At 68.4% G+C, this 22,762-nt stretch carries 17 protein-coding genes and 3 pseudogenes; 15 read left to right on the top strand and 5 right to left on the bottom strand.

Going from position 1 to position 22,762, the window contains the following annotated elements:
* Positions 1-19: 19 nt before the first annotated feature.
* Genes ACIN94_RS10430 through ACIN94_RS10415 form a run of 4 tightly spaced genes read left to right on the top strand, consistent with a single transcriptional unit; the run spans position 20 to position 6,873 of the window.
* Positions 20-1,237 carry a hypothetical protein gene (locus tag ACIN94_RS10430; RefSeq protein ID WP_400702574.1) on the top strand — a complete coding sequence of 406 codons (1,218 nt, stop codon included), beginning with the start codon at positions 20-22 and terminating at the stop codon, positions 1,235-1,237.
* Positions 1,227-2,408 (top strand): hypothetical protein, encoded by a 1,182-nt coding sequence (locus ACIN94_RS10425; RefSeq protein ID WP_400702571.1) that lies wholly within the window; start codon positions 1,227-1,229, stop codon positions 2,406-2,408. Before ACIN94_RS10430 ends, ACIN94_RS10425 begins: the two co-directional genes overlap by 11 nt.
* 14 nt (positions 2,409-2,422) lie before the next feature.
* Positions 2,423-5,491 (top strand): chromosome partitioning protein ParA, encoded by a 3,069-nt coding sequence (locus ACIN94_RS10420; protein WP_400702568.1) that lies wholly within the window; start codon positions 2,423-2,425, stop codon positions 5,489-5,491.
* A gap of 38 nt (positions 5,492-5,529) precedes the next feature.
* Positions 5,530-6,873 (top strand): threonine/serine exporter ThrE family protein, encoded by a 1,344-nt coding sequence (locus ACIN94_RS10415; RefSeq protein ID WP_400702565.1) that lies wholly within the window; start codon positions 5,530-5,532, stop codon positions 6,871-6,873.
* Positions 6,874-6,993: 120 nt separating this feature from the next.
* On the opposite strand, the gene ACIN94_RS10410 is transcribed toward ACIN94_RS10415, so the two are convergent.
* The 3 genes from ACIN94_RS10410 to ACIN94_RS10400 form a co-directional block, all read right to left on the bottom strand.
* Positions 6,994-9,756, bottom strand: a complete 2,763-nt coding sequence (locus tag ACIN94_RS10410; protein WP_400702563.1) for a M14 family zinc carboxypeptidase — start codon at positions 9,754-9,756, stop codon at positions 6,994-6,996.
* A 275-nt stretch (positions 9,757-10,031) separates the two neighbouring features.
* Positions 10,032-11,327, bottom strand: coding sequence for a YibE/F family protein (locus tag ACIN94_RS10405; RefSeq protein ID WP_400702560.1), 1,296 nt, complete (start codon positions 11,325-11,327; stop codon positions 10,032-10,034).
* 92 nt (positions 11,328-11,419) lie between these two features.
* Positions 11,420-13,858, bottom strand: coding sequence for a M14 family zinc carboxypeptidase (locus ACIN94_RS10400; protein WP_400702557.1), 2,439 nt, complete (start codon positions 13,856-13,858; stop codon positions 11,420-11,422).
* Positions 13,859-14,319: 461 nt separating this feature from the next.
* On the opposite strand from ACIN94_RS10400, the gene ACIN94_RS10395 reads away from it, so the two are divergent.
* Positions 14,320-14,775, top strand: a complete 456-nt coding sequence (locus ACIN94_RS10395) for a hypothetical protein (RefSeq protein ID WP_400702554.1) — start codon at positions 14,320-14,322, stop codon at positions 14,773-14,775.
* A 239-nt stretch (positions 14,776-15,014) separates the two neighbouring features.
* Positions 15,015-15,881 carry a hypothetical protein gene (locus tag ACIN94_RS10390; RefSeq protein ID WP_400702551.1) on the top strand — a complete coding sequence of 289 codons (867 nt, stop codon included), beginning with the start codon at positions 15,015-15,017 and terminating at the stop codon, positions 15,879-15,881.
* A gap of 410 nt (positions 15,882-16,291) precedes the next feature.
* Here the strand turns inward: ACIN94_RS10390 and ACIN94_RS10385 are convergent, their stop codons facing one another.
* Positions 16,292-16,657, bottom strand: a complete 366-nt coding sequence (locus ACIN94_RS10385; protein WP_400702549.1) for a transposase — start codon at positions 16,655-16,657, stop codon at positions 16,292-16,294.
* A gap of 110 nt (positions 16,658-16,767) precedes the next feature.
* Here ACIN94_RS10385 and ACIN94_RS10380 point away from each other — a divergent pair, with 110 nt between their 5' ends.
* The gene (locus tag ACIN94_RS10380; RefSeq protein WP_400702546.1) at positions 16,768-17,178 is read left to right on the top strand and encodes a hypothetical protein; all 411 of its coding nucleotides are present in this window, start codon (positions 16,768-16,770) and stop codon (positions 17,176-17,178) included.
* A gap of 358 nt (positions 17,179-17,536) precedes the next feature.
* Here the strand turns inward: ACIN94_RS10380 and ACIN94_RS10375 are convergent.
* A pseudogene (locus ACIN94_RS10375) lies at positions 17,537-17,995 on the bottom strand (transposase); the annotation flags it as partial.
* A 45-nt stretch (positions 17,996-18,040) separates the two neighbouring features.
* On the opposite strand from ACIN94_RS10375, the gene ACIN94_RS10370 reads away from it, so the two are divergent.
* The 8 genes and pseudogenes from ACIN94_RS10370 (at position 18,041) to ACIN94_RS10335 (ending at position 22,741) form a co-directional block, all read left to right on the top strand.
* The gene (locus ACIN94_RS10370) at positions 18,041-18,292 is read left to right on the top strand and encodes a hypothetical protein (protein WP_400702543.1); all 252 of its coding nucleotides are present in this window, start codon (positions 18,041-18,043) and stop codon (positions 18,290-18,292) included.
* A gap of 350 nt (positions 18,293-18,642) precedes the next feature.
* Complete coding sequence (locus ACIN94_RS10365; RefSeq protein WP_400702541.1) at positions 18,643-18,786, top strand: hypothetical protein; 144 nt, start codon at positions 18,643-18,645, stop codon at positions 18,784-18,786.
* Positions 18,787-19,006: 220 nt separating this feature from the next.
* A pseudogene (locus tag ACIN94_RS10360) lies at positions 19,007-19,189 on the top strand (IS5/IS1182 family transposase); the annotation flags it as partial.
* A 39-nt stretch (positions 19,190-19,228) separates the two neighbouring features.
* Positions 19,229-19,786 (top strand): annotated as a pseudogene (locus ACIN94_RS10355) (transposase); the annotation flags it as partial.
* Positions 19,787-19,856: 70 nt separating this feature from the next.
* Complete coding sequence (locus ACIN94_RS10350; RefSeq protein WP_400702538.1) at positions 19,857-20,432, top strand: hypothetical protein; 576 nt, start codon at positions 19,857-19,859, stop codon at positions 20,430-20,432.
* Between the two features lie 1,023 nt (positions 20,433-21,455).
* Positions 21,456-21,623, top strand: coding sequence for a hypothetical protein (locus ACIN94_RS10345; RefSeq protein WP_400702535.1), 168 nt, complete (start codon positions 21,456-21,458; stop codon positions 21,621-21,623).
* 25 nt (positions 21,624-21,648) lie between these two features.
* A complete protein-coding gene (locus tag ACIN94_RS10340) occupies positions 21,649-22,200 on the top strand; it encodes a MauE/DoxX family redox-associated membrane protein (protein WP_400703051.1) in 552 nt (183 codons plus the stop codon).
* Between the two features lie 10 nt (positions 22,201-22,210).
* The gene (locus tag ACIN94_RS10335) at positions 22,211-22,741 is read left to right on the top strand and encodes a TlpA family protein disulfide reductase (RefSeq protein ID WP_400702532.1); all 531 of its coding nucleotides are present in this window, start codon (positions 22,211-22,213) and stop codon (positions 22,739-22,741) included.
* The last annotated feature ends 21 nt before the right edge of the window (positions 22,742-22,762 follow it).

Here is a 22,762-nt window from a genome sequence, read left to right as displayed (position 1 = left end):
AAGCCTTACGGTAGGGCGCGTGCCAGAGACGAACCACGAGATCACGCTGGACTCGGCCCTCACCGAGGAGGCCGTGCTCGCGACCTACCGCCGGATGTTCGCCGCGCTCGCGCGCGACAGCGGCGCGGTGGTGGACGAGCCCGCACTGGTCGACATCGCCGAAACGCTGTTCGCGGCGTTCGCCGAGGCCGGCGAGGAATGGCTGACCCACGAGCAGATGCGCCACGTCTGCCGGGCCTATCCACTGGACCAGTTCGAGAACCGGCTGCGGGTACTCAAGGGCCTCGGCGCGATCCGCGAGGTGTTCCCCAAGCCCAACCAGCTCCGTTACCGCGCCTCGTTCACCAGCGTGGTGGGGCTGATGTTCATCCGGCGCATGATGGACGACGGCGGCCAGTCGGAGATGCACCGGCTGCTCGCGCTGGAGGATCTCAACGTCGCCGACCCCCGCACAACGATGGAGGAGGCCCGCCTCAGCGCGCAGAACCTGTCACGGGCGTTCCGCCTCTGGGCGCTGGAGCTGATCACACTGACCAGCGGCACCATCGAGGAACTGCGCGAGCAGGCCCCCAAGCTCTGGGGCACCGAGGAGATCGCCCGCCGGGCGCAGAGCCTGCACGGCACGATCCTCACCCGCTGGCCGGACCTGGACCGCATCTGCACCGAGCTGCGCGCCGCCATCTACTCCTACAGCGACGCCTCCCGCCGCGCCGCCGGGCGCCTGGCCGACTCCGCAGGCACGACCAGGAACCTGACCCTGCTACCGGCGGAGACCTGGCGCACCTTCGCGCAGACCGCCACCAAGGAGCGCCTCGCCGCCGTGCTCGACGGATCCGTCTTCGACGCACCCGCCCCCTGGCACGACCCGGCGGCGATCGTCCGCGCGGTGGACGAGAGCCCCCGGCCGGCACCCGCCCAGCCCACTCCCCCGCGCTCGGCCCTGCCCGATCCCGGCCCCGCCGACTCCTACGACCCGGGCGGCGGAGACCTCGACCACCTGACCTCCGTCGCCGAGGCCGCGCTCGCCGGGCGTGCCTCCGCCCGGCTGGAGGAGCTGCTCACCGCCGACGGCGAGTGGGTCTCCGCCCGCCGCCTGCTGGCCGATCTCGTCTCCGCCGACCTGCGCCCCGAGTCCCCCTACCGCCTGCGCTGGTCCGACTCCCTCACCGCCGCCCCCGGCACCGAACCCGCCTGGCTGTCACACGGCCACCTGGAAAGGTCGGGCGATGACGCCTGAGCAGGCACACGCGCGGGCCAGGGCGACCGGCCCGCTCCACCTCGGCGCCGGTGACCCCGCCCCCCAGGGCATGATGCGGCTGGCGCGCGGCGACGGGACGGCCCTGGCACTGCCGGTCTGGCCGGACGGCGCCACCCCGGCCCTCCTGGAGGAGTACCAGGTCGCGCCCGTGAACGTGGAACGGTCCGGGGAGACCCGGCGCGTACTGGCCGCGGCGCTGAAATGCTGCTGGACCGATCTGACCACCGACCCGTGGCCGGGAGCACCCGCGCCGGTGGAGGACGTGCTGTCGGCCTACCGGGCGCTGATCGGACGCGGCGACGACCTCATGCGCAACTGGGCGGTCGGCGCGCTGCGCCGCCTGCACGACTCGGCCTGGCTGGAGGTGGACGGCGGTCTCGTACGGCTCGGCCCCCGCTGCGCCTGCTGGCCCCCCGCCTCCCACGCCCAGCTCAGGGAGCTGATGCGCCGCCTGCCCACCGGCGAGGAGGGCTCCGCCGGGCTGGACGTGCTCCCCGCGGCCGAGCACGTCCCCGACGGGGCGGCCGCGAGCGTCGCCACTCCCGAGAGCGTGGACGAGGACCTGCTCGGCCTGTTCGACGAGCGGCGCAGGGCCGAGATCGTGGCGGCGTTCATGGCGGTGGAGCACGCCGCCGAGCCGGTTCACGAGGCCCGGTTCTCCGCGCTGCGCGATCCGGTGCTCCGCCGTACTCTCGCGGAGATGCTGCAACGCCGCGGCCGGGTGTTGATCCAGGACCGTGAGGCGTGGACCTCGGGCTACGCCCCCGAGGTGGCCGCCGAGACAGGCACGACGACGGGTGAGGCCGAGCGGGCGGTGCTGGTGCTGGTGCTGATCCACTCGGTGGCCATCCCTCGGGCCGACGGCCTGCTGCCCGCCGACAGCTGGCTGTCGCCGTTCCCCGCCCAGCTGGAGGAGCTGCGGCGGCACACCAGGCTCCCGATCGGGGAGCTGGAGACGGCACTGCGTACCCTGCGCCACGCGGGCCTGGTGACCCAGGTCAAGGCGGGCGAGGAATCCGGGGGATACACCCCGGGCCCGCAGTTCCACCGGCTGACCCCGCAGGCCAGACGCCACCTGCAGGAAGAACTGATCCTCGCCGCAGGGCCGCACACCCCGCTGGCGGCGGCCGTGAGGGCGAAACGCGGATGAAGGGAAACGGAAGAGTGACCGGACAGCCGGGCCGGACGGCCAGAAGCCCGCGGAAGAACAGGCCGGGCGCGGCCCAGGAGGCCGAGACCGCGGAACGGGCCCACGGAAGCCAGGCGAGCCTGGTTCCGGTGGAGGCACAGGCCGCGGCTCCCACGGAGAACGTGGTCGGCGACCGCGTGCTGATCGCCGTACAGGCGGTCAACATCTCCCGGCTGTCGACCCACCCGGTGCCGACCGTGCCGGGCACGCTGATCGTGGTCGCGGGCGCGGGGCCGAAGGACTCCAACGGCGCGGGCAAGTCCTCGTTCATCGCGATGATCACCGCGTTGCTCGGCGACGAACAGTGGCGTTTCGCCTCCGGCGCCAAGGCGGTCTCCGAACTGCTGTTCAACGCCGAGCTCGCCGCGGGCGGCGGCGGCAGATCGTGGGCCAGTGCCGATCACGGCTACATCGTCGGTGTCTTCGCCGGAGCCGGCTCCATGGACGACGCGGTGACCGTGTGGCTGCGGGTCAACCAGGAGGCGCCGCACCTGGAGATCAGGTGGATTCCGGGGGTGCGCGTCGCGGCGGCCCCCTCGGAGGCGGAGCGGGTGGCGCGGGCCGACGAGGTCTGGGCGACGCTGCCGCGCTCGGCGGGACGCCGGGACGTGGTGGCGCGGGACCTGACCAGGTTCCTGTACGGCGACCGTGTCCGGTGCGTGTCGTTCCTGTCCACCTCGGTGCGGAGCAAGGTCGCCACGAACCTGCTCTCCCAGCCACTCAACGAGATCTCGCCGGAGCGGGTCTTCGAGGCGATCGCCGCACTGACCGGGCTGGACGCCGAACTCGACCAGGAGCGGGAGGCCCGGCGCGACGAGCACGTCAAACGGGTACGGGCGGCACGGGCGGTGGAGCTGCTCAAGGAGTTCGAAGACGAGTCGCGGACGCTGCTTTCGACCTTCGACCGACGCGACCGGGCCCGGGTGCGCCTGGCGGACGCGCTGCGCTGCTGGCGGGGACGGCTGGCACGCAGACTCGCCGACGCGGCCCGGCGCGACGAGTCGCTCGCCGCCGAGGCGGAACGGTTCCGCGCGGCGGGTGAGCGCGCGGCGGAGGCGATCAACGTGGTCAGGGCGGAGACGGCCACGCTCAAAGACGACACGCTGGAGCGCGCCCTGGCCGAGGCCCGTAAGGAGCTGGCCGCCCTGCAGTCCCGGGCGGCCAAGCTGGACGCCGACCGGGCCGTGGCGGAGAACTCGGTGGACGAGCTGCGCGGCTGGATCCCCGGGCTGGCGGAGCGGCTGCGGCTGGCCGACGGCCGCGACGTGAAGACCGCCGATGCCGAGCTGGCCCAGTCCAGGTTCCGGCTCAACGAGGCGCTCAAGGCCCTGGGCGTGGCCGACCGGGAGGTCGAAGGGGCCAGGGCCGCACTGGACGACGCCGAGGGCGGCCCTGCGGCGGCCCAGCTCAACGCGCTCGCCCACGCCGGTGTCGGGGCGACCGGCCTGCTCGACGCGCTCGACGTCGCCGAGCACGCGCGCGATGACGGGGCCGCGCCTGACCGCGGGGGACAGATGACGACGGCCCTGGGAGGCCGTGGGTGGCCGAGAGAACACGCGGTGATCGTGGACGCGGCCGACCTGGAGGCCGCGGCGCGGGCACTGGACGCACTGCCCGGATCGGTGCTCGTCAGCGCGGCGGGCGTCACCGTCGTGGGTTCGTTCGAGGCGGTGGCCACCGGCCGGGAGGCCCGGATCAAGGCCGCCGAGCAGCGGCTGCACCGGGCCCGCGACGTGCAGGAGACAGCCGCCGAAGCCGTTCGGGCCGCCGAGGACGGGGTGGCCGAGGCCGACCGGCGGCTGGAGGGCGCCAGGGCTGCCGTGCAGCTGGCGGACATCGAGCGGCGGATGACCGAACGGCGGGGCGCCCTCGCCGAGCTGGTCGGGGCCCTGGCCGAGATCGGGCCGAAAGTGGGCGAGGCCGAACGCCGGGCGGCCGGCCTGGACTTCCGCGCCCGGACCAGGAACATGGAGATCGAACGTCTGGAGGGCCGCCGGGCCCGGCACGAGGCCGACCGGGACCAGGCCAGGGACCAGGCGGCGAGGGTCGCGTCCGACCGGGACGCCCTCAGACTGGATGCGCTGGTCAAGGACTGGGGCGGCACGGTCGAGGGGGCCCAGGAGTGGCTGGAGGCGCTGGGCGAGCAGGAGCGTCCGCTGACGGCCGAGGAGTGGTGGCGGGCCGCGGAGCGCCGTCTCGACGAGGCGTTGCGCGACACCTTCCCCGGCGAGGACGGGGAGATGCCCGAGGAGCTGCGCTTCCTGGTCCGGGAGCGGACCGAACCCGGGGCCGGGCGCACGGCACGCGAACAGGCGACGTTCCCCGGGGTGTGCGCGGCGCTCTCGTCCTACCTGCGCGGCCAGGAGGAGTACGAACGGCACCAGCGCCGCCAGATCGAGACCCAGATCGCCACCCGGCAGCGGGACCTGAACGCCGCGGCCAAGGGCGCGGAGGAGGCCGCCCAGTCCACCGCCGTGCACCGGGCCGCGCTGACCGCGGCGATCAAGGCACGGCTGGCCCGGGTGGCGGAGGAGTTCGAGAAGCTGGACACCGCCTACGGCGGCTACGGCGCGACGCTGGAGTTCCCGGTGCCGCCCGCGCCGGCCGACCCCGAACAGCGCTGGGCGTGGCGGGTCACGCCCAAATGGCGCCGGGGTGAGGGCCAGGGCTTCGTGCCGTACAACCGGCGGGCCAATACGGCGCTGATGGACGAGAAGGCGGTGAAGCTGGTCTGCGCGGCGGCGATCGCGTCCTCCGGCGGCGGGAACCTATGCCTGGTCCTGGACGAGCTCGGCCGTAACCTCGGCAAGGAGCACCGCAGGGAGGCCGTGGCGCTGTTCCGCCGGATCGGCGAAACCTACGGGATCACGGTCATCGGCGCGCTCCAGGACGACATGGAGCCCTACGCGGTCGACGCCTGCGGACAGTACATCAAACTGCGCCGTTCCTCCGATGCCATGCCGTACAACGAGCCGCCGGTGATCATCGGTCATGATCACCACTCCGAGCGGGTGCGTGTCCTCGCCTCGGCGGTAAGCAGATAACCTCTGCCAGGGGTTGGTCATGAGAGGGGGGCGGATCGGTGTCGGTATCACCACTGGAGCAGTCACCGACCCACCACGACCTCTACCGGACCATGGCGCTGGCCCTGCGCGTGGGCGAGCTGCTGCTCGGCAGCGGCGAGGCCACCGAGACGGTGGCCGGCACCATGCGCAGGATCACCAACGCGTACGGCGTGCCGCACTGCGAGGCCGACGTCAACCTGTCGGCGATCACACTGTCGTACGTCCCCACGGACGGCAGCGTGCCGGTGACCGCCGAGCGCAGGGTCCGTCGCCGCCTGCCCGACTACGACCGGCTGATCGCGGTCCACGACCTGGTCGCGGAGAGCTCGGCGGGCACGCTGCCGCTCGACGTGGCCGAGACCCGGCTGCGGGAGATCACCCGGCGGGTGCGGGTCTACCCCGACTGGTTCCTGGTCACGGGGCTCGCGCTGGTCGGCGCCTCGGCGAGCATCCTGGTCGGCGGTGGCGTGCCGGTCGCGTTGACCGCGTTCGCCGCCACCGTGCTGGGCGACCGGGCCAGCGCGTGGCTGGCCGGCCGGGGTGTGGCGGAGTTCTTCCAGCTCGCGGTGGCGGCGCTGCTCGGCTCGCTGGTCGCGGTGCTGCTGCTCTCGGTCGGCGCGCCCCTGCGTGCCGAGGCCGTGGTGGTCGGCGCGGTCGTCGCACTGCTGCCCGGACGGTTGATGGTGGCCTGCGTGCAGGACGGCATCGCCGGTGAATACGTCACGGCGACCGCCCGGCTGTTCGAGGTCTTCTTCATCCTGACCGCGGTCATCTCCGGCATCGGCATCACGCTCTACGCGGCGGTCCGCCTGGGCGTACCGCTGAGCGTGGAGAACGTGCCGGCCGCCCCCCTGGTGATCAGACCGGCACAACTCCTCGGGGCCATCGGGGTGACACTGGCGTTCGCCGTCGCGCTGCTCGTCCCGCCCCGCCACCTGATCGCGGCGGCGCTCGGCGGCGGCCTCGTCTGGGTGGTCTTCGTGCAGCTCTACATCTGGCAGGTCCCGGTCATCCTGGCGACGGCCGTCTCCGCCGCGGTCATCGGCCTGTTCGGCAGCGCCTACGCCAGGACCACCAGGGTGCCCTCAATGGTGCTCACGATCCCGGCGATCGGCTCGCTGCTGCCCGGTACCGCGCTCTACCGGGGCATGCTCGAACTCAACCTCGGCCACACCGACGCGGGCCTGGCCAGCCTGCTGCAGGCACTGTCGACCGCCCTCGCCCTGGGCGCCGGGGTCATCCTCGGCGCGGAGGTCCTGCGGGCGGTCACCGGCTCCGACCTGACCAGGCGGGTACGCCGCCCAGGCGCCCGCAAGCCGTTCGTCACCCGCCCCGCCGCCCGCCGCACCCGCGGCTACTGACACCTGCGACCCCGATCCGCGGCCCCCGTAAGGCCGGGGGGTAAGCGCTTCCTGTCAAATGGCTCCGGCCGGGGCGCAGCCCGGCCGGAGCCCGTTCTAGCGGAACAGCGGGGAGAGGGATCAGCCCACGACGGAGCGCAGGGGGATGTCCGCGCCGCGCAGGTCATGGATCAGCTCGCGGAGGAACGGGTGCTCGTCGACCGCCAGACCCTCCGGGTTCGGGATCGTGATGTATCCCGAACCGTCGGCCACGGCCGAGCTCGCCGAGTCGGTGTAGCCACCGACCACGGACTCGGTCCGCGCCAGGTCCTCGCTCGCGACCTCGATGGTGATCGGCCGCCACTCGCCGCCGAGGTTGACCGGCTCCTCAGCCTGGGCCGCCGCCGCACGGAGCGCGTCCGCGCCGCCCTGCGGTGCCGCCATCCGCTGCTGCGGCGCCGCGGCCGTCACCGGGTGGAGCAGTGCGTTCGCCACCAGGTGGAGGCCGTTCTCGTTGTAGGCACGGAACAGCGGGTTGTAGGCGAACAGCACGGCGTGACCGGCACCGGTCGGCTCGTCGACGAGCGCGGCCGTGCCCTTGAGCGTGTCGGCCTTGGCGGTGTGGCCGTTGGACCAGAACCTGTCGTCCGACGGGTAGGTGAGCACGTTCACACCCGTCTGGCTCGGGTTCAGGATCGGGTCGCCGTTGTTGAACTGGAAGTCCTCCGCCGGACGGCCGAGCGCCACCGCGTTGTCGGCGGCCACGTCGACCCGGAAGTGCGAGCCGATGACCTGGTAGCCGGTCGGCTTGGTCTTCTCGGTGGTGGAGGTCAGCCCCGCCGTACGCGCGAGGCGGGTGCCCTCGTTGCGCAGTCCGACGTACGTTCCGCCCGCGGCCACCCACGACTTCAGGTTCGCCAGGCCCTGCGCGTTCAGACCACCGTTCGAGCTGCTGCCGTCCGGGACCATCAGCACGGTGCGCTCGGTGAACGCCGGAGTGTTGCCGTTGATGTCGGCGGTGGTCACCGGCTTGAGGTCGAGGCCCCAGCGGTCACCCAGCACGTAGCGCGCCTCGCCGTAGGACCCGGAGGTCGTCGTGATGCCGGTGCCGGCGAACAGGCCGACCTCGGGCATGCGCAGGGCGGTGCCGGAGGCCGGCTTCGAACTGCCCGCGAGGCTCACGCCGAGCGGCCGGGCCAGCTTGTCCAGCGCGTCCTTGGTCAGGGCGCCGGCCGGCAGACTGACCACGCCCGTGGCCAGGTCACGCGTGAGGGACACACCCGAACCGAGGAGCCGGAAGGTGAGCTCCGAGGCGGCGGCCGAGTCCAGCGCGTAGGAGTACGAGCCGTTCGCGGGGGCCGAGGAGTCGACGCCGCCGTCGATACGCTTCACCAGCTCGGCCTTCGGCGACAGCGCGTCACCGGTGTAGACGGTCTCCACGCCCATCAGCAGCGGGTTGCTCCAGGAGGAGACGTCGTAGAAGTAGGGGAAAGGAACGTGGGGGTCCTCGCCGATCAGCGCCTGGATCCAGTGCTTCTGCGGCTGGTTCATCGGAATCCAGTACGCCCCGGCCGGAACCTTGAGGTCCTTGGCGGCGCGGCCGCCGAAGATCCGCGCGTCCGACACCGTCACCGCTTCTTTGAGCCGGTAGACCTCGACGTCCATGCTGCGCAGCCGCTCGACCAGCCCGCGCACGTCACCGAGCTGACGGTCCGGCATCAGGAAGTACGACCGGATCTTGGTGTCGGGCACCGGGAACTGGACGGTGTTGGTCGGCTGCACGACCTCGTTGGGCTGCAGCGCACCGGCCGTGCCCTCGGCGATCGCCGTCTGCCAGATCTTGTAGTAGCCGTCCAGGATCTCGCGCTTGTTGGCGGCGGCCCAGCCGGTGGTGGCCCACTGGGTGTTGAACTGCTGCTGCACCCGGTCCTCGACCGACGAGGAGCTCCCCTTCTCATAGGTCATGCCGGCGGCACCGAAGCCGGCGGCCGGCACCGTGTCGCCGTACCCCATGAAGAACAGGTCGTAGGTCGAGTAGTTGAAGTAGCACTCCTGGGTGACGCCGGTACGGCAGGCCCCGTTGTAGCCGAAGCCCTCACCGTTGGCCGCGCCGATGCGGTTGATCCAGTCCACCGGCTGGTCGGCGATCTCATGGTGGATCGGGTCGGCGTTCGGCGGGAAGAAGTACTGGCGTCCGCTCATCTCGTGGGCGTCGACGAAGACCTGCGGCGGGTAGTCCCGCATCATCGCGATCTTGCCGTCGGTCTCCGTCTGGGTGCGGGCGAACCAGTCACGGTTGAGGTCGAAGCCGTAGTTGTTCTGCCGGCGGTTCGCGTCGCGGCCGTCCGGGTTCTGGGTCGGCACGATGACCGTGACGAGGTTGTCGTTACGGTTCGCCACGTCGCAGGACAGGCCGCTGGCCAGCTCGTACAGGGTCCTGAGCGCGGCGTCGGCGCCGCTCTTCTCGCCGCCGTGCACGTTCCCCGCCACCCACACGATGGCGGGGGAGTCCTCGGCATACCGCGCCGCCTTGTCCGCCCGGAGCGACCGGGGATCACGCAGTTCGCGGATCTGCGAGGCGATCTTCTTGAGCTGTCCCGGCACCATGTGGTGCTGGTTGGAGACGATGGCGTAGGGCAGTTCCTGGCCGGAGACGCTGTGCGCCATCGTGCCGGTGACCACGCGGTCGGACGCACGCCCCACGGCCTTGACGTACTGGTTGATCTCCTCCGTGGTGACCAGGCGGGACTGGCCCTTACCGAGCGGGAAGCCGAAGAACTTCTCGGGGCTCGGAACGGAGTCGAGGTGGGCGTTCGAATCGGTGTTGCATTGCGCCGGGCGCGGGTCCGCGTTCGCGGCCGGGCTCAGCGGCAGCATCAGCGCGGCCATCGCCAGAGCCGCCACACCTGCCACTTTCCCGGATACGGGTCTCCTGTACTTCGCGCTGCCTTGCAGCATGCGTCTCCTCAAAAGGGGGGCAGGGACGTCCCATCTCCCGGGGCAGGAGATAGGGCGCCCTCGGAAACGACGCCACAGTGGCGCCGGAGAAAGATGATCTAGATCGTATAAACTGGTAATAAAACGGTCAAGAGTGGATTTAGTCATCTAAAGCGACTAAAGTGGTCTGTTTACCACGAGACCTTTATTGGCCCGCGGGAGCCGGCCACTCTCCGCCGTGATCAGGCCGGATCCTCGGACGGGCTCGGCTGGTCCCTTTCTCGTGCGGCGGCCGACCTCACCACCAGCACCGCGATCGCGGTGGTGAGCGGGATGGCCAGCACGAGGCCGATGGAGCCGACCAGGGTACGCACCACCTCCTCAGCCACCCCCTCGCTGCCGACCACGTCGAGTAGCGGCCGGCCGTAGGTGTCGACCAGCAGCAGGATCGGCAGCGCGGCGCCGGCGTAGGCGAACGTGATCGTGTACACGGTGGACGCGATGTGGTCGCGACCGATGCGCATCGCGCTGCTGAACAGCTCGCGGGCCGAGCGGTTCGGCGACAGCTCGTGCAACTCCCACACAGCGGAGGACTGCGTGATCGTCACGTCGTTGAGGACGCCGAGTCCGGCCACGATGATGCCGCACAGGACGAGCCCGGGCAGATCGACCCGGCCGTTGAGCGCGGTGAGCGTGACCCCGTCGCCGTCGGCGAGCCCGGTCAGGTGCACCGCGTTCACCGCCCAGGTGCCGAGCCCGGCCGTGGCAAGCAGCCCGAACAAGGTACCGGCCAGGGCGGTGGTGGTCCGGGCCGAGAAGCCGTGCGCGAGGTAGAGCACGACGAACATGATGGCCGAGGAGCCGACCAGCCCGACCAGCAGCGGAGACTCACCCGCGAGCAGCGCGGGCAGCATGAACTTGATGAGCACCAGGAAGGCCAAACCCAGGCCGAGCAGGGCCGCCAGCCCGCGGAGCCGGGCCACCGCGACGACCACGACCGCGAACGCGATGGCCAGCACGCCGATCGGTGTCTGGCGCGCGTGATCGAAGAAGCCATAGGTCGGCGGACCCGCCAGATGGTTGAAGACGCGGACCAGTCTGATCCGGTCGCCCGCCTGCAGGCCGGCCCGGTAACTCTCGGCGGCCACGTCGACGGTGACGAGCTCGCCCTTTTCCCGCCCGGTCTCGAGCCGGGCCTCCACGTTGGCGCAGGTCACCGTCCGTGGCGGGCCGGTGGGGCCGGGGCGCTGATTGATGGCCGGGCACTCGTACGGGCTGACGGTCAGTACCGTCGCCTCCGGATGGGTGAGCTCTCGGGCGGGTAACGCGCTGGCGGTGCCGGAGGCCGGGTGACCCGCCCGCTCGGGCCAGAGCACCGCCATGCCGACCACGGTCGCCAGTGCGAGCGGTGCGAGCACCAGGGTGAGCACGATCAGCACGCGGCGGCCGGCGGGCTTGGTGGCGAGTACGCCGCCCTCGCCATGGGTGTGGGCGTGCGCGTGGGTGTGAGTCCGCAGGGGATCCTCCGGTGGAGCCACGACCGGCGGTCCGGCCGGTGAGGTCGATGGGGGGAGAAGAATCGGCCGCCGGTCCGAGGACCGGCGGCCGACTCGTGTCGGGGATCCGGAGATCAGTCCTTGCCGACCTTCACGATCGCCTTGTTGTAGTTCTTGCCGTTACCGTCCGGCTTGTAGTTCTTCTCGACATTGCCCGCGATGTCCACCGCGAACCAGTTGACCGTGGTGGTCTTGTCCACCGTGATCTGGGCCGCGCCCTCACGCATGCTGGCCGTGGTCAGCTTCGGCGAGTTGAGCGTCGGCCGGCTGCCGTCCAGCGTGTAGTAGACGTTCGCCGGCTCGTCGATCTCGAACGTGAACGTGGTCCTGGTGTCGGTCTGGCCGGTGATCTTCAGGGTCGACTCGGGCCGCTGGTGGTCCTTGTTGAAGGCCTGGGCCACCTCGAGGATCGCGATCTGGCCGGTGGAGAACTCCATGGCCTCCTCGTGGCCCTCGCGGAACGGCGGCTGGAAGCCGACCGCGGTGAACCGCTTGGTCTTCGGGTCGTAGATGTCCGCGCCGACCTCGAAGTCCCAGCCGACGATGCCCCGGTTGTACCAGTGCTCGTCCGCGCTGTTACCGGCCGCGGAGTACAGCACGTCGGGGATCGGGCCGGTGCGGCCCGGCCAGATCGCCGTGCCGCGGTGCTCCTGGACAGCGGAGAGGATGTAGCTGGAGGCGTCCCAGAAGAAGTTCTCCGTGCCGAAGTCCACCCGCGGCAGCAGCTCGCGACCGGCGGACTTATACGCTCCCGGAGGCCACATGAAGTAGCCGCCGTAGGAGTGCGTGTTCATCGCGAACTTGATGTTCGGGAACTGCTGGGTCAGCCAGACCTCGTTACGCGCCTCCGGCTCGGAGAGCTTGCCGGGACCGGCGTAGGTCTCGCCGGTGCAGCTCGACGAGGCGCCGCTGTACCCGTCGAAGATGGAGCCGACCGAGAAGTTCCGGTTCAGGTCCACACCCCAGGAGTTGCGGTTCGCGGGGTCCGCCGCGTTGGCAGCGCAGTAGTTGACCATGGTCTTGCGCTGCATGTTGTAGTCGTACATCGAGTAGTGCGCACCGTCGGGGTTGACCGTGGGCATGATGAAGATGTCGAGGTTGTCGACCAGCTTCTTGGTGGTCGCGTCCTTCGCGTAGTTGCGCAGCAGCCGCTCGGCGGTCTCCACACAGGTGAGCGGGGTCACCCACTCGCGGGCGTGCTCCTGGCAGTAGAGGAACACACCGACCTTCGAGCCGTCCCGGCTCTTGCCGATACGCAACGCCTTCATCTGGAAGGGCTCGCGCTTGATGTTCGCCGGGGCCTTCAGGTAGTCGGTCAGCTTCGTCGCCGCCGCGGCGGCCACCACACCGGTGCCGGCGTTACCCCGGTAGGTGTTGGCCGTCAGCAGCGCCGACGCCGCGGAGTTCCCGTTGAGTGCGGCGCCCACCTGGGCGGCCGTGCTGGTGATCGCGCCGGATGCGTTCGTGGCCAGGTTGACCACGACGTCCTTACCGTTGACCGCGACCGAAAGCGGGGCCGAGGCGGTTGCGGGCTTCACCAGCGCGACGGTGATGTCGTTGCCGCCCTCGCTGCCGTACGCCTTGGAGGTCACGTACAGGGTGCTCGCCTGGACGGTGCCGAACTGGGCCTGCGCCTGACGCCGGTAGCCGTTCGTCTTGTTGGGCAGGTCGATGATCTGGGAGATCTTGGGGAACTCCGCGGCCAGCGAGGTGACCCGCTCGGTGACCTCGGTCGGGTCCATGTAGTGGTCGATGAAGTCGGAGACGTAGTGCGTGGGCGCCTTGCGCGTCCCGCCCAGCCACTTGGTCACCGGGACCGTCACCGAACCACCGCGATTGCTCGTGATGGTGACCGAGGTCGGGGCCTCGTTGATGGCGAGCGGCGAGCCGAACCGGTGGTACATGTACTGCCCGGCGTCGGTGAAGCGCGACATCGTCGCCGTGCCGCCGGAGCCGGAGGCGGTGTTGGGTCCGCTGTCCCAGCTGGCGGTCAGCACCGTCTGCGCGTCGGTGGCGCTCGACTTCACCTCGATGGAGAGGAAACGCTGGCCCTCGAGGCTGGTGAACCACTCGGCGCGCAGCGGGGTCAGGGTGTCGGTCTCCGCCGCTGCCGCGGCCGCGGCGGCCATGGCCACCCGCCGCTCGGCCTGGTTCGCGGCGAAGTCGCTCTGATCGGAGATCGAGTCGCGTACGTCGAAGCCCTGCTCGCGAAGCTCCTGGGCCTCCTCGGGGCTGAGGACGGCATGCACCTCGATGCCGTCGTCGACGGGCTTCTTGTACTCGGCGAGGTCGACGCCCATGGAGTTGAGGCGGTCGACCCCGTCCTGATCCGGTACGACGATCCGCAGCAGCGCGACGCCGTTCTGGACGTTGCTCGGCTGCCGATCGGGGACGACCTCGTCGGGGGACGGGCTGGCGAGTGCTGGGACGATGTTCAGCGCGAGTGCCAGGGGTAGGGCGAGCGCAGCCGCGGTGCGGCGGACTCTCTTGCCATGTTGGGTGTTCCTGGTCAAGAAATCCTCCATCTGGCGCGCCCACCGGGTAGGGGGTCAGCCCGGTCCAGGCGCGCGATTGGAAGAAGTCTTGAACCGCAAAAGATCGGCAGTCAACCCGTCATTTGCGCTATTTTCATGACAAGTCCGGCTAGTGGTGATATTTATGCAGCTCAGCTGCCGTATCGGTCAGGCCAATAGCCCAAACCGTTATGCGGGTCGTGATTCCGGATTGCCGTTGCGGTCTCGATGTGCAGGCAAGGCTGGGAGCCGGTGAGCCATACCCAACCTTCTGATCCGTAGCCGGTTCGAGAACGTCCACCGACGTCCACAGGTGTCAGAAAACCCTGCTCAGAGCCATCTCACACTTGATCGTCTTCTGTGGATGTCCACTCGCGTCCAGGGACGGTGTTAGCACTTCCGTTAGCAAGATCACGCGCAGTGCAGAGGCATTGTCGTACCCGATCGCTACTCTCCCGCGCATGACAGTCCCCGAGATCATCCCCATCGAGTACGAACCCGACTACCACACCGGCACCATCGGCCACTGGGACGGCGGCCAGTTCCTCAGCTCCGTCGTCGCCGCCTTCCCAGAGGGTTACACGATCACCGACGACTGGCCCGCACACAAACGCTGGTACGCCGTTCTGCACACCTTCGACACCGCCGGCCACCACCTCGACTCCCGCATCGAGCGCACCGGAACCGACGACAACCACCGAACGGCCGTCGACGCGGCGCAAGAGCAACTGAAGCAGTGGCTCGATACCCTCCCCGGCCACCGCTTCGACGACATCGCCATCCGCCCCTTCCGCCACGAGTTCGACGACGTGCTGTTCGGCCTCGTCATCGAGACCTTCGAAGGCACCGAACACGCCGAGCTCTACCCGGACAACCTCGGCTTCTACGAACCATGGGACGGCTCGTACGACACTTGAGCATCTGATCCGCGGAGCAGCACCTTCATCACACGGTCCTCGCCTTGCTCAGGCCACAGGTTCGGCGCTTTCGAACATCGACTCGATTGCACGTATTCGACCTTGAGTGTGGAGTCGCACGCATCAACGACTCAGCGCTGCCTCGTATGCGATCATCGATGGATGACAACGAGAAAGGCCCATGGTCGCTGACCGCCGGCTCGCGCTGCACGCGACGCTTCCCGACCGCTACGCCCGTTATGAGGTCCTGGCCTCGACCATCGACCACCGCGGCCGGCTCGCCGCCCTGGTTGCCGACCCCGCCCAGGGCTTCACCCCCATCCCACACTTCTCCGAGCTCCGGCCGCCCCCTACGCTACGACGCGACCGCCGTCATCTGCGACGGAGTCGAGATCCGCGAGATTCCGCTGACAGATCTCGGCCTATGGTTCACCCACATCGACACCATCGGCGATGGCATCGTGCTGGCCACTGCTCGCTGTGAGCCCGTGGGCATCGACGGAGGCGGCCAGACCCGGTCGGCCTTCTACGCTGGTGACGGCATCAAGCAGCTCATGACAGATGCCCAGGGCAACATCTGGACCAGCTACTTCGACGAGTCGAACTACTGGTCCACCAACCCGGACGGCACCCGCTCCTACGGTTTCATGATCGGCCTGGCGCGCTGGGACAACGACGGCGGCCCGCCCTGGATGGCGCCGTCCCACACTCCAGGCGTCGTCTGGTGCGACTGCTATGCGCTGAATGTCGGCCGTGACTTGGTCCACGCGTGCCCCTACACCGACTTTCCGCTGATCGAGATCGACGCTGACGGCGTCCGGAGCGTCACACCGAACCCCGTCACGCGATGCAGCGGCTTGGCCGTCTCTGGTTCTGAGCTCACCTTCCTCGATCAGCACCGAGCGAGCGGCGGATTCCGCTGGGAGATCCGCAGAGCCCGCCGACAGGGCAGAGCCGTCACCGAGACGGAACGCGAGCACCTGCTGCTACCAGACGACCGACACCCGACCGGCTGGGCACGGGGGAAGATCGGCAGAGATGGGACGCTGTGGCTGCACGAGGACGGGGATCCGCGGCGTTGGTACCGCTACGAGGTAGACACCTAAACCCAATCCAGAGTTGCCATCAACACAACGAAAACGCCCCGGAGCGATGATCGCTTCGGGGCATTCTTGCTGGTCAACGCTGGCGGTCAGGAGCGGGGTCGAGCTGCTGACCTTCCGCTTTTCAGACGGAGCGATCACCCTGCTCGGCTCATGGATGCCGTGGTCAGAGGGTGGTAGACGGTGGTCAAAGTGAGCCCGGGTACGGGGACGTTGCTGTCAGCGCTACTGTCACCACGTTGGCACACACAGCCTCGGCCTTTTGATCCGCAGCTCATTCAAGATCGTTCAAGGGAGTTCCACGAAAGCATGGCTCGCGAGTTGGGGCAGCCCTCGCGCGCAGTCTGACAGAGAAGATCCCTCCTGAGGCTGCTCTTACCGAGCAATAGTCAAGACCTGTGGATCGAGATCTTTTAGGCTGCTGCCTGTTGAGGTTGGTCGTCGGGTCGCTCGACCAGCTTGCCGTTCTTGAAGGTGGCGCCCACGCGGACGAGGGCGACGAGGTGGGGAGCGTTGACGGCGCGCCAGCGGGCCTGGGCGGACTCGATGAGCTTGAACGCCATCGCAAGGCCGGCGGCCCGTGAGCCGGGCCCCTTGGTGACCTTGGTCCGATGGCGGACTGTGGCGAAGGTGCTCTCGATCGGGTTCGTGGTGCGCAGATGCACCCAGTGCTCAGCCGGGAAGTCGTAGAAGGGCAGCAGCTTCTCTCTGGTTCTCGAGCGCGCCGCGTGGCAGGCAACCAGCCTGTAACCAGCAAGATCAGGATGGGATCGGCTCATTGGCGCCCCCAACCGAGCGGGCTGCCGCAAGTGCCCATGGCCAGGTGATCTTGGTTGCTGCTACCGTGCCCACGGAAGATCCCGGGTAGGGATGCACGAAACGGAGTCTCATGCGCAAGTCAAAGCGAACGATGGCCCTCGCGCTCAGCGGTTTGGTCATGGCCGCGGGAATGGTGTCCGTGACCGCTCCGGCCGAAGCGGCCACGACGCCGAGCGGGGCGTGCGGTAGCGGTTACTACCAGATCGATCGCCACGCCCTGGGCACGGTGGCCGACATCTACCTGTTCTACAACGGGTCGTCCAACTGCGCCGTCACCTGGGTGAGGAACCCGACCGGGACCAAGAGATACGACCTGCGAGTGCATATCGAGCGGCAGAGCGACCTCAAATCGGCCCCCGATGCTGGCTTCTACTATTACTACGCCGGCCCGGTCGAAATCAGCGCTGCGAAAACCTGCATTTCGTGGGGTGGCTCTGCGGAAGGCATTCGCTGGGCGTCCGGCTGGGAGCACTGTGGCTGATCGATGAACGGCCAAGGCGCGGCCGACCCCAGGACGGTGATCGTGGAGGCCGCCGGGTCGGCCGGGAGCGGTATGGCTGGTGGAGAGTGAGTCCGTGGAACCGGACGGGTGCGCGGCCGAGGATGCTCGGCGGCCGCGTACCCTTTCACCGTCCCGACCTGGAGGACGGAATCCGGGAGCCGCACGACCCGGCCTTCGGTGCCTGAGACGACCGGCATCTGGTACCCCCTACCGGACCCCAGACGCACGACTGCAGCACAGACCACGGCCACAGTGGCTGCGTCCTTCGTGTGGCCAACCGATCTCCTACCGCCTGGAGCGGCCCTGGAGCAATAGTCAAGACCTGTGGATCAAGAATTTAGGCTGCTTCGGATGGAACCTGGTCGTCGTCGGGGCGTTCGATGAGTTTGCCGCCCGTGAATGTCGCGCCGGCCCGGACGAGGGCGACCAGGTGGGGCGCGTTCACGGCACGCCAGCGGGCCTGTGCCGACTCGATGAGCTTGAACGCCATCGCCAACCCTGCGGCCCGTGAGCCGGGCCCCTTGATGATCTTGGTCCGGTGCCTGACGGTGGCGAAGGGCGACTCGATCGGGTTGGTCGTGCGCAGATGGATCCAGTGCTCGGCCGGGAAGTCGTAGAAAGCCAGCAGTTCGTCCAGGTCATCGACCACCTTCGCGACGGCCTTGCCGAACTTGGCACCGTAGGCCGCCTCGAACGCCCGAGCCGCGGCCAGGGCGTGATCCTTGTCCTCGGCGTTCCAGATCTCCGCCAAGGCCTTCTTCGCCCCCGGATGCGTCGACTTGGGCATCGCCCCGAGCTCGGTCAAGCCAACGCCATCAAGCGCCTGGGCGATGTCGCCCGCATGCGCAGCGACTACAAGCAGGCGGCCGGGCACTACCAGGACGCCCGCGACCTCTACGACCAGATCGGCGATCGCCTCGGTCAAGCCAACCTGTATTTGAGTACGGCCCGGATGGAGAAGCATCGCAAGCTGACTGGGGAAGCGATCGCCTCTTATGCTTCGGCAGGTCGCCTCTACGCAGAAATCGGCCTCATATACTGGGCTGAACACTGCGAAAACGCCATAACACTGCTGAAGCAGGACCATCCCTGAGAACGCGCGAGAAACACAACGGTCAGCGCTGCTCACTACGCACAGCAACCGGACTGCGTACAGCGGTGAGCAATTGTCAAATCCTGTGGATTGCGGGTGATTCACAGGATTTGACAATTGCTCCCCTCCCAGCCGACGCGCCAACGTCGGCCTACTCAGTGACCTTCGAATCGATCACTCGGGAGGGTACGCCCCCGAGCCGATCCACAGGTTCTGAGCATTGCTCGCTCTTACCTCAAGGTCATGTTTACCTACGACGCCGCGCACACCATGCATGGACGTGCTTATGTGGCGATCGTCCGTGGCTCTTCAAGGAAGGTGCGATCCGTATAGCCAGAAAGCACAAGTATGTGATTAACAAGGGGTTGGATGGGGAACGGACTGTATGGGCTGATACGGTCAATGAGGACGAGGACCGCTACACCTTCAAGGAAGATGGCGAGCTGATCCTGATGATTCAGGCCGATCTGGTGAAGTCAATCGATCAGCTCTAGAATTCTCCGCCCCAGATGTACGAAAGCCCCGCTCTCGTGCGGGGCTTTTCTGCTCATGAAGATGGGGACCTACCAGCAAATCGTAGCCAGCCATGAGCAGGCAGCAAAAGCCTCCGGCAAGGATCGCGTAGCGCCTTTGACCTGGAGGCCGCCTTGAGGATTCGAATCCCCAACCCCTTCATTACGAGTTAGAACACGACCGTCCACGGCCGTCTTTCGGGCCTGCCGCGGCACGTCGCACGGCTCCGGCCTCGGCGTCCACCGCTGGGTGGTCGAGCAGACGATCGCACTGCTGCACTGGTTCCGTCGGCTGCGCATCCGCTGGGAGATCCGCGACGACATCCATGAGGCCTTCCTGCCCCTCGCCCTCGCAATCATCTGCTGGCGGCGTCTCACCCGCTGATCGCATTTTGCTAGGAGTTCTAAACGCAACAGATGGACGATCGCCGAGCACGCCGGGGACCGGACTCCGGCCGCCACCCAGCGGCTGCTGAACCGAGCCCGCTGGGACACCGCCGGCGCGATGAGCGTCGTGCGCCGTTTCGCCGTCACCCGCCTGGACTCCGCCGCCAGCCCCGGCAGCCCCGGCAGCCTGGCCGTCGGCGCGCTGGATGAGTCCGGACAGGAGAAAAAGGGGACCGCCACCTCGGGCGTCAAAAGGCAGTACATGGGCTGCGCGGGCGGAGTGGACAACGGCGTCAACACCGTCTACCTGGCCTACATCCAGGGCGGGACCGGCCACGCGTTGATCGGCGCCCGGCAGTGGATCCCGGCGGAGCAGATCACTGATCCGGTCACGGCCGTCACCACCGGGCCGCCCCTGGACCTGGCCTTCGCCACCAAGGGAGAACTGGCCATCGGCCTGCTGACCGACGCCTACACCGACGATGTCCGCTTCGACTTCCTGACCGGCGACGAGGTGTACGGCGCCTGCACCAAGCTACGCGCCTTCCTCGAACAGCACGAGCAGGCCTACGTGCTGCGCGTCCGCTCCTCCTTCACGGTGACCTTGGGCGGCGGCACCACCTTGACCTGCGCCCAGGCCACAACCCGGCACTGCAAGCCGAAACGTGCCTGGACCATCCGCTCGGCAGGGAACGGCTCCAAGGGCGAACGCGCCTACGCCTGGGGCCTGGATCGCCACCGCCAGCCCCACCCACTATCTACTGATCCGCAAGCACCGCAAGACCTGCGAGCTGGCCTTCCACTACTGCTCCGTGCCCGCCGGCCGACCGGCCGCCCTGCCCCTTCTGATCACCGCCACGGGGCTGAGATGGCCGGTGGAGGAGTGTTTCGAGTTCGGCAAGGACCTGTTCGGCCTGGACCAGTCTCAGGTACGCCTGTACGAGGCGTTTCTGCGGCACATCGTGCTCGTCATGGCCGCCCTGGCCATCTGCGCGGCCAGCGCCGCGGCCGCCCGGCGCCGCACCGACACCCAGGCCCCACCGCCCATCAGGCCCGATCAGCCGCCACCCGCCGACCCCGGCATGATCCCCGTGACGATTGCCGAGATCAAACGCCTGTTCAACGCCGCGACCGCGACGACACCCTCGCTGCCGCACGCCGCCCACTGGTCAATCTGGCGACGCCGGCATCAAGCTCGGGCCCGTTGGTTCCACAAACGCGCCCGTCAGGCTATGACATAAACCCACAGCTCAGCTCACGAATGGAGACTGCCGTACTAATGACGTAGAGAGCCACTCGCCCCGTTCACGTATGTGGTAGCAGATGTCGGTGTGAGAAACTGTGCGGCCCTGTTGCTGTACCTCACTGCTCTACAGCTTGCACCCAGGGCCCCGGCGAGTTAGGGATTCCTCCCGGTTTGCGAGTTCGCAGATACGGGCGGGTGTAGAGATCGAGAACTGAGACCACCGGCTGATTCAGCCATGGCGGTGCGCGAAGCTCCGTCAGCGAAACGGCCGAAACGGGAACTTGCCTGGGCCCCGGAGGGCTCCGCACCGGTACCGGTACCGGTGAGCTTGGATATTCGGGTTGGGATCTCTCGGTGTGGGGTTCGCCGACTTCGCCGCTCCGTCTCCTGACGCACGGGCGGGTAAGTCTGCGTCATGGTGTGCTGGGCGGCACGGCTCATCTCGATCAATCAAGAGCGCGAAGTAATGCCGCCTCGTCTCGCTGGAAGCTCCCGGCCCGCGACTCAGGAAAACCCGGCGTCGCCCTGAACCCGATCGGCCGATACAACTGCGCCTAGGAACGGAGCGCCGACACACTCTATTCGCGATAAAAGGGCAGAATCACGCACCTTACGGACATAATTGCCGAAACTCATCGGGGACGGCCGATCGGCTTCCACGCGGCTTCAAAACTGATGGCTCAGGTGTATCCAGCAGCCCTTCTTTGCGCATGTGGCGCAGATGACAAACCGGCCCGCCAACTGCCGAGACCGGGCCGGTCCTCAGGCCGCCACAACGTCCAAACTTCAGACCATATACACCAGTCAGAAGATTATGTCAACAGCAAAAATCATCAAAACGGAATCATTTGATATGATGATTTTCATCATTATTCTCTGATCTTGGTCCGGCGTAGGTTGCAGGCGCCAACAAGCAATGATCACCGACTCCGGCGACGCAACGACGGCGCACGACGAGGTGCTCAGTGCTCGATGACCGTGTCAATGACCTTGTACGGGGCTCGACAGAGGAGATTTCATGATCCGTTCTCTTGGCAAGCTGGGTGACCGGCTGCTCGACAAGCTGCTGCCCACGACCTCCGCCGCCGCGGACACATGCTGGGACGAGACGAAGTACGTCGGCTACGGTATGCGCAGGACGTGCTGTATCGCCGGCGGTATCACGGCCTGCACCCCCTGGCGCTGATCGAGATCCTCGCCGAGTGATCGTCATGCAGTATGTGGCGTTGGCCTGCCGATGCGCACTGGCTGCGGTCTTCCTGACGGCAGTGCTCAGTAAGGTGCGCGGCAGGGGCGCCTTCCATGCCTTCCGCGCCTCCGTGCTTGACATGGTGGCGCTTCCGGCGGGCGGGGCGACCCTGGTGAGCGCCGCGGTGGTCTGCTCCGAGGTAGCCGTCATCGTGCTGCTGGCGGTCCAGCGGACGGCGCCGGTCGGTTTCGTGCTGGCCGGCGCCGTGCTGCTGGCGTTCTGCGCGGGAATCGCGCGCACCCTACGTTCCGGCGCACGGACGCCCTGCCGCTGCTTCGGCGCCACGGCGACCCCGTTGAGCGGCAGGCACCTGGTCCGCAACGCGGTCCTGCTCACCGTAACGGCGGCGGGGGGTACGGCCCAGCTACTCACCGCGCCGGGTGAGGCACATCCCGCGGGCGTCGCCATCGGGATGGCCTGCGCCGGGGTGCTCGCTCTGGCCATCGTCTTCTTCGACGATCTGGCCGACCTGTTCGCCGGGCCGCCGCCGACCTCCGGGCGTGCCGGCCTGTGAAGGGATTCCGATGTCGTACCTCGTTGTCGCCGTAGTCCTCGTCGGAGCCCTGTGCGCCGTGAACCTGCTGTTGACTCTGGCGGTCATCCGCCGCCTCCGCGAGCATTCGGCCCAGCTCGCCGCCGACCGGCCGGCGAGACCGCCCCTCGTGGCGTCCGGCACCGCCCTGCCCGAGTTCACCTCCGCCGCGTCCGATGGCACGACGGTGTCGCGGGACTTCTTCACCGGACCGACCCTGGTGGGGATGTTCTCCACCACCTGCACGGCCTGTCACGAGCGATTGCCCGAGTTCACCACCCGGGCGGAGTCTCTGGGGCCCGGACGCGCGCTTGCGGTGGTCGTGGATGATCAGGGGGACGCCGGTGCGTTCGCCGCCGCCCTGACCCCGGTGGCGACTATGGTCGTCGAGCCGCCGAACGGACCGCTGGGCAAGGCGTTCCAGGTGTCGTTCTTCCCGGCTTTCTATCTCATCGATGGCCGAGCGGTGATCACCGCCGCGGCGCTCACCCCGGATGAGCTGCCGCTGGCGGCGCTCACGTGAGGGACCTCAAGGATCCCGAAG

The organism is Streptosporangium sp. NPDC087985, from assembly GCF_044741965.1.
Lineage (GTDB): Bacteria > Actinomycetota > Actinomycetes > Streptosporangiales > Streptosporangiaceae > Streptosporangium.
This window is presented reverse-complemented; position numbering and strand designations above follow the sequence as displayed.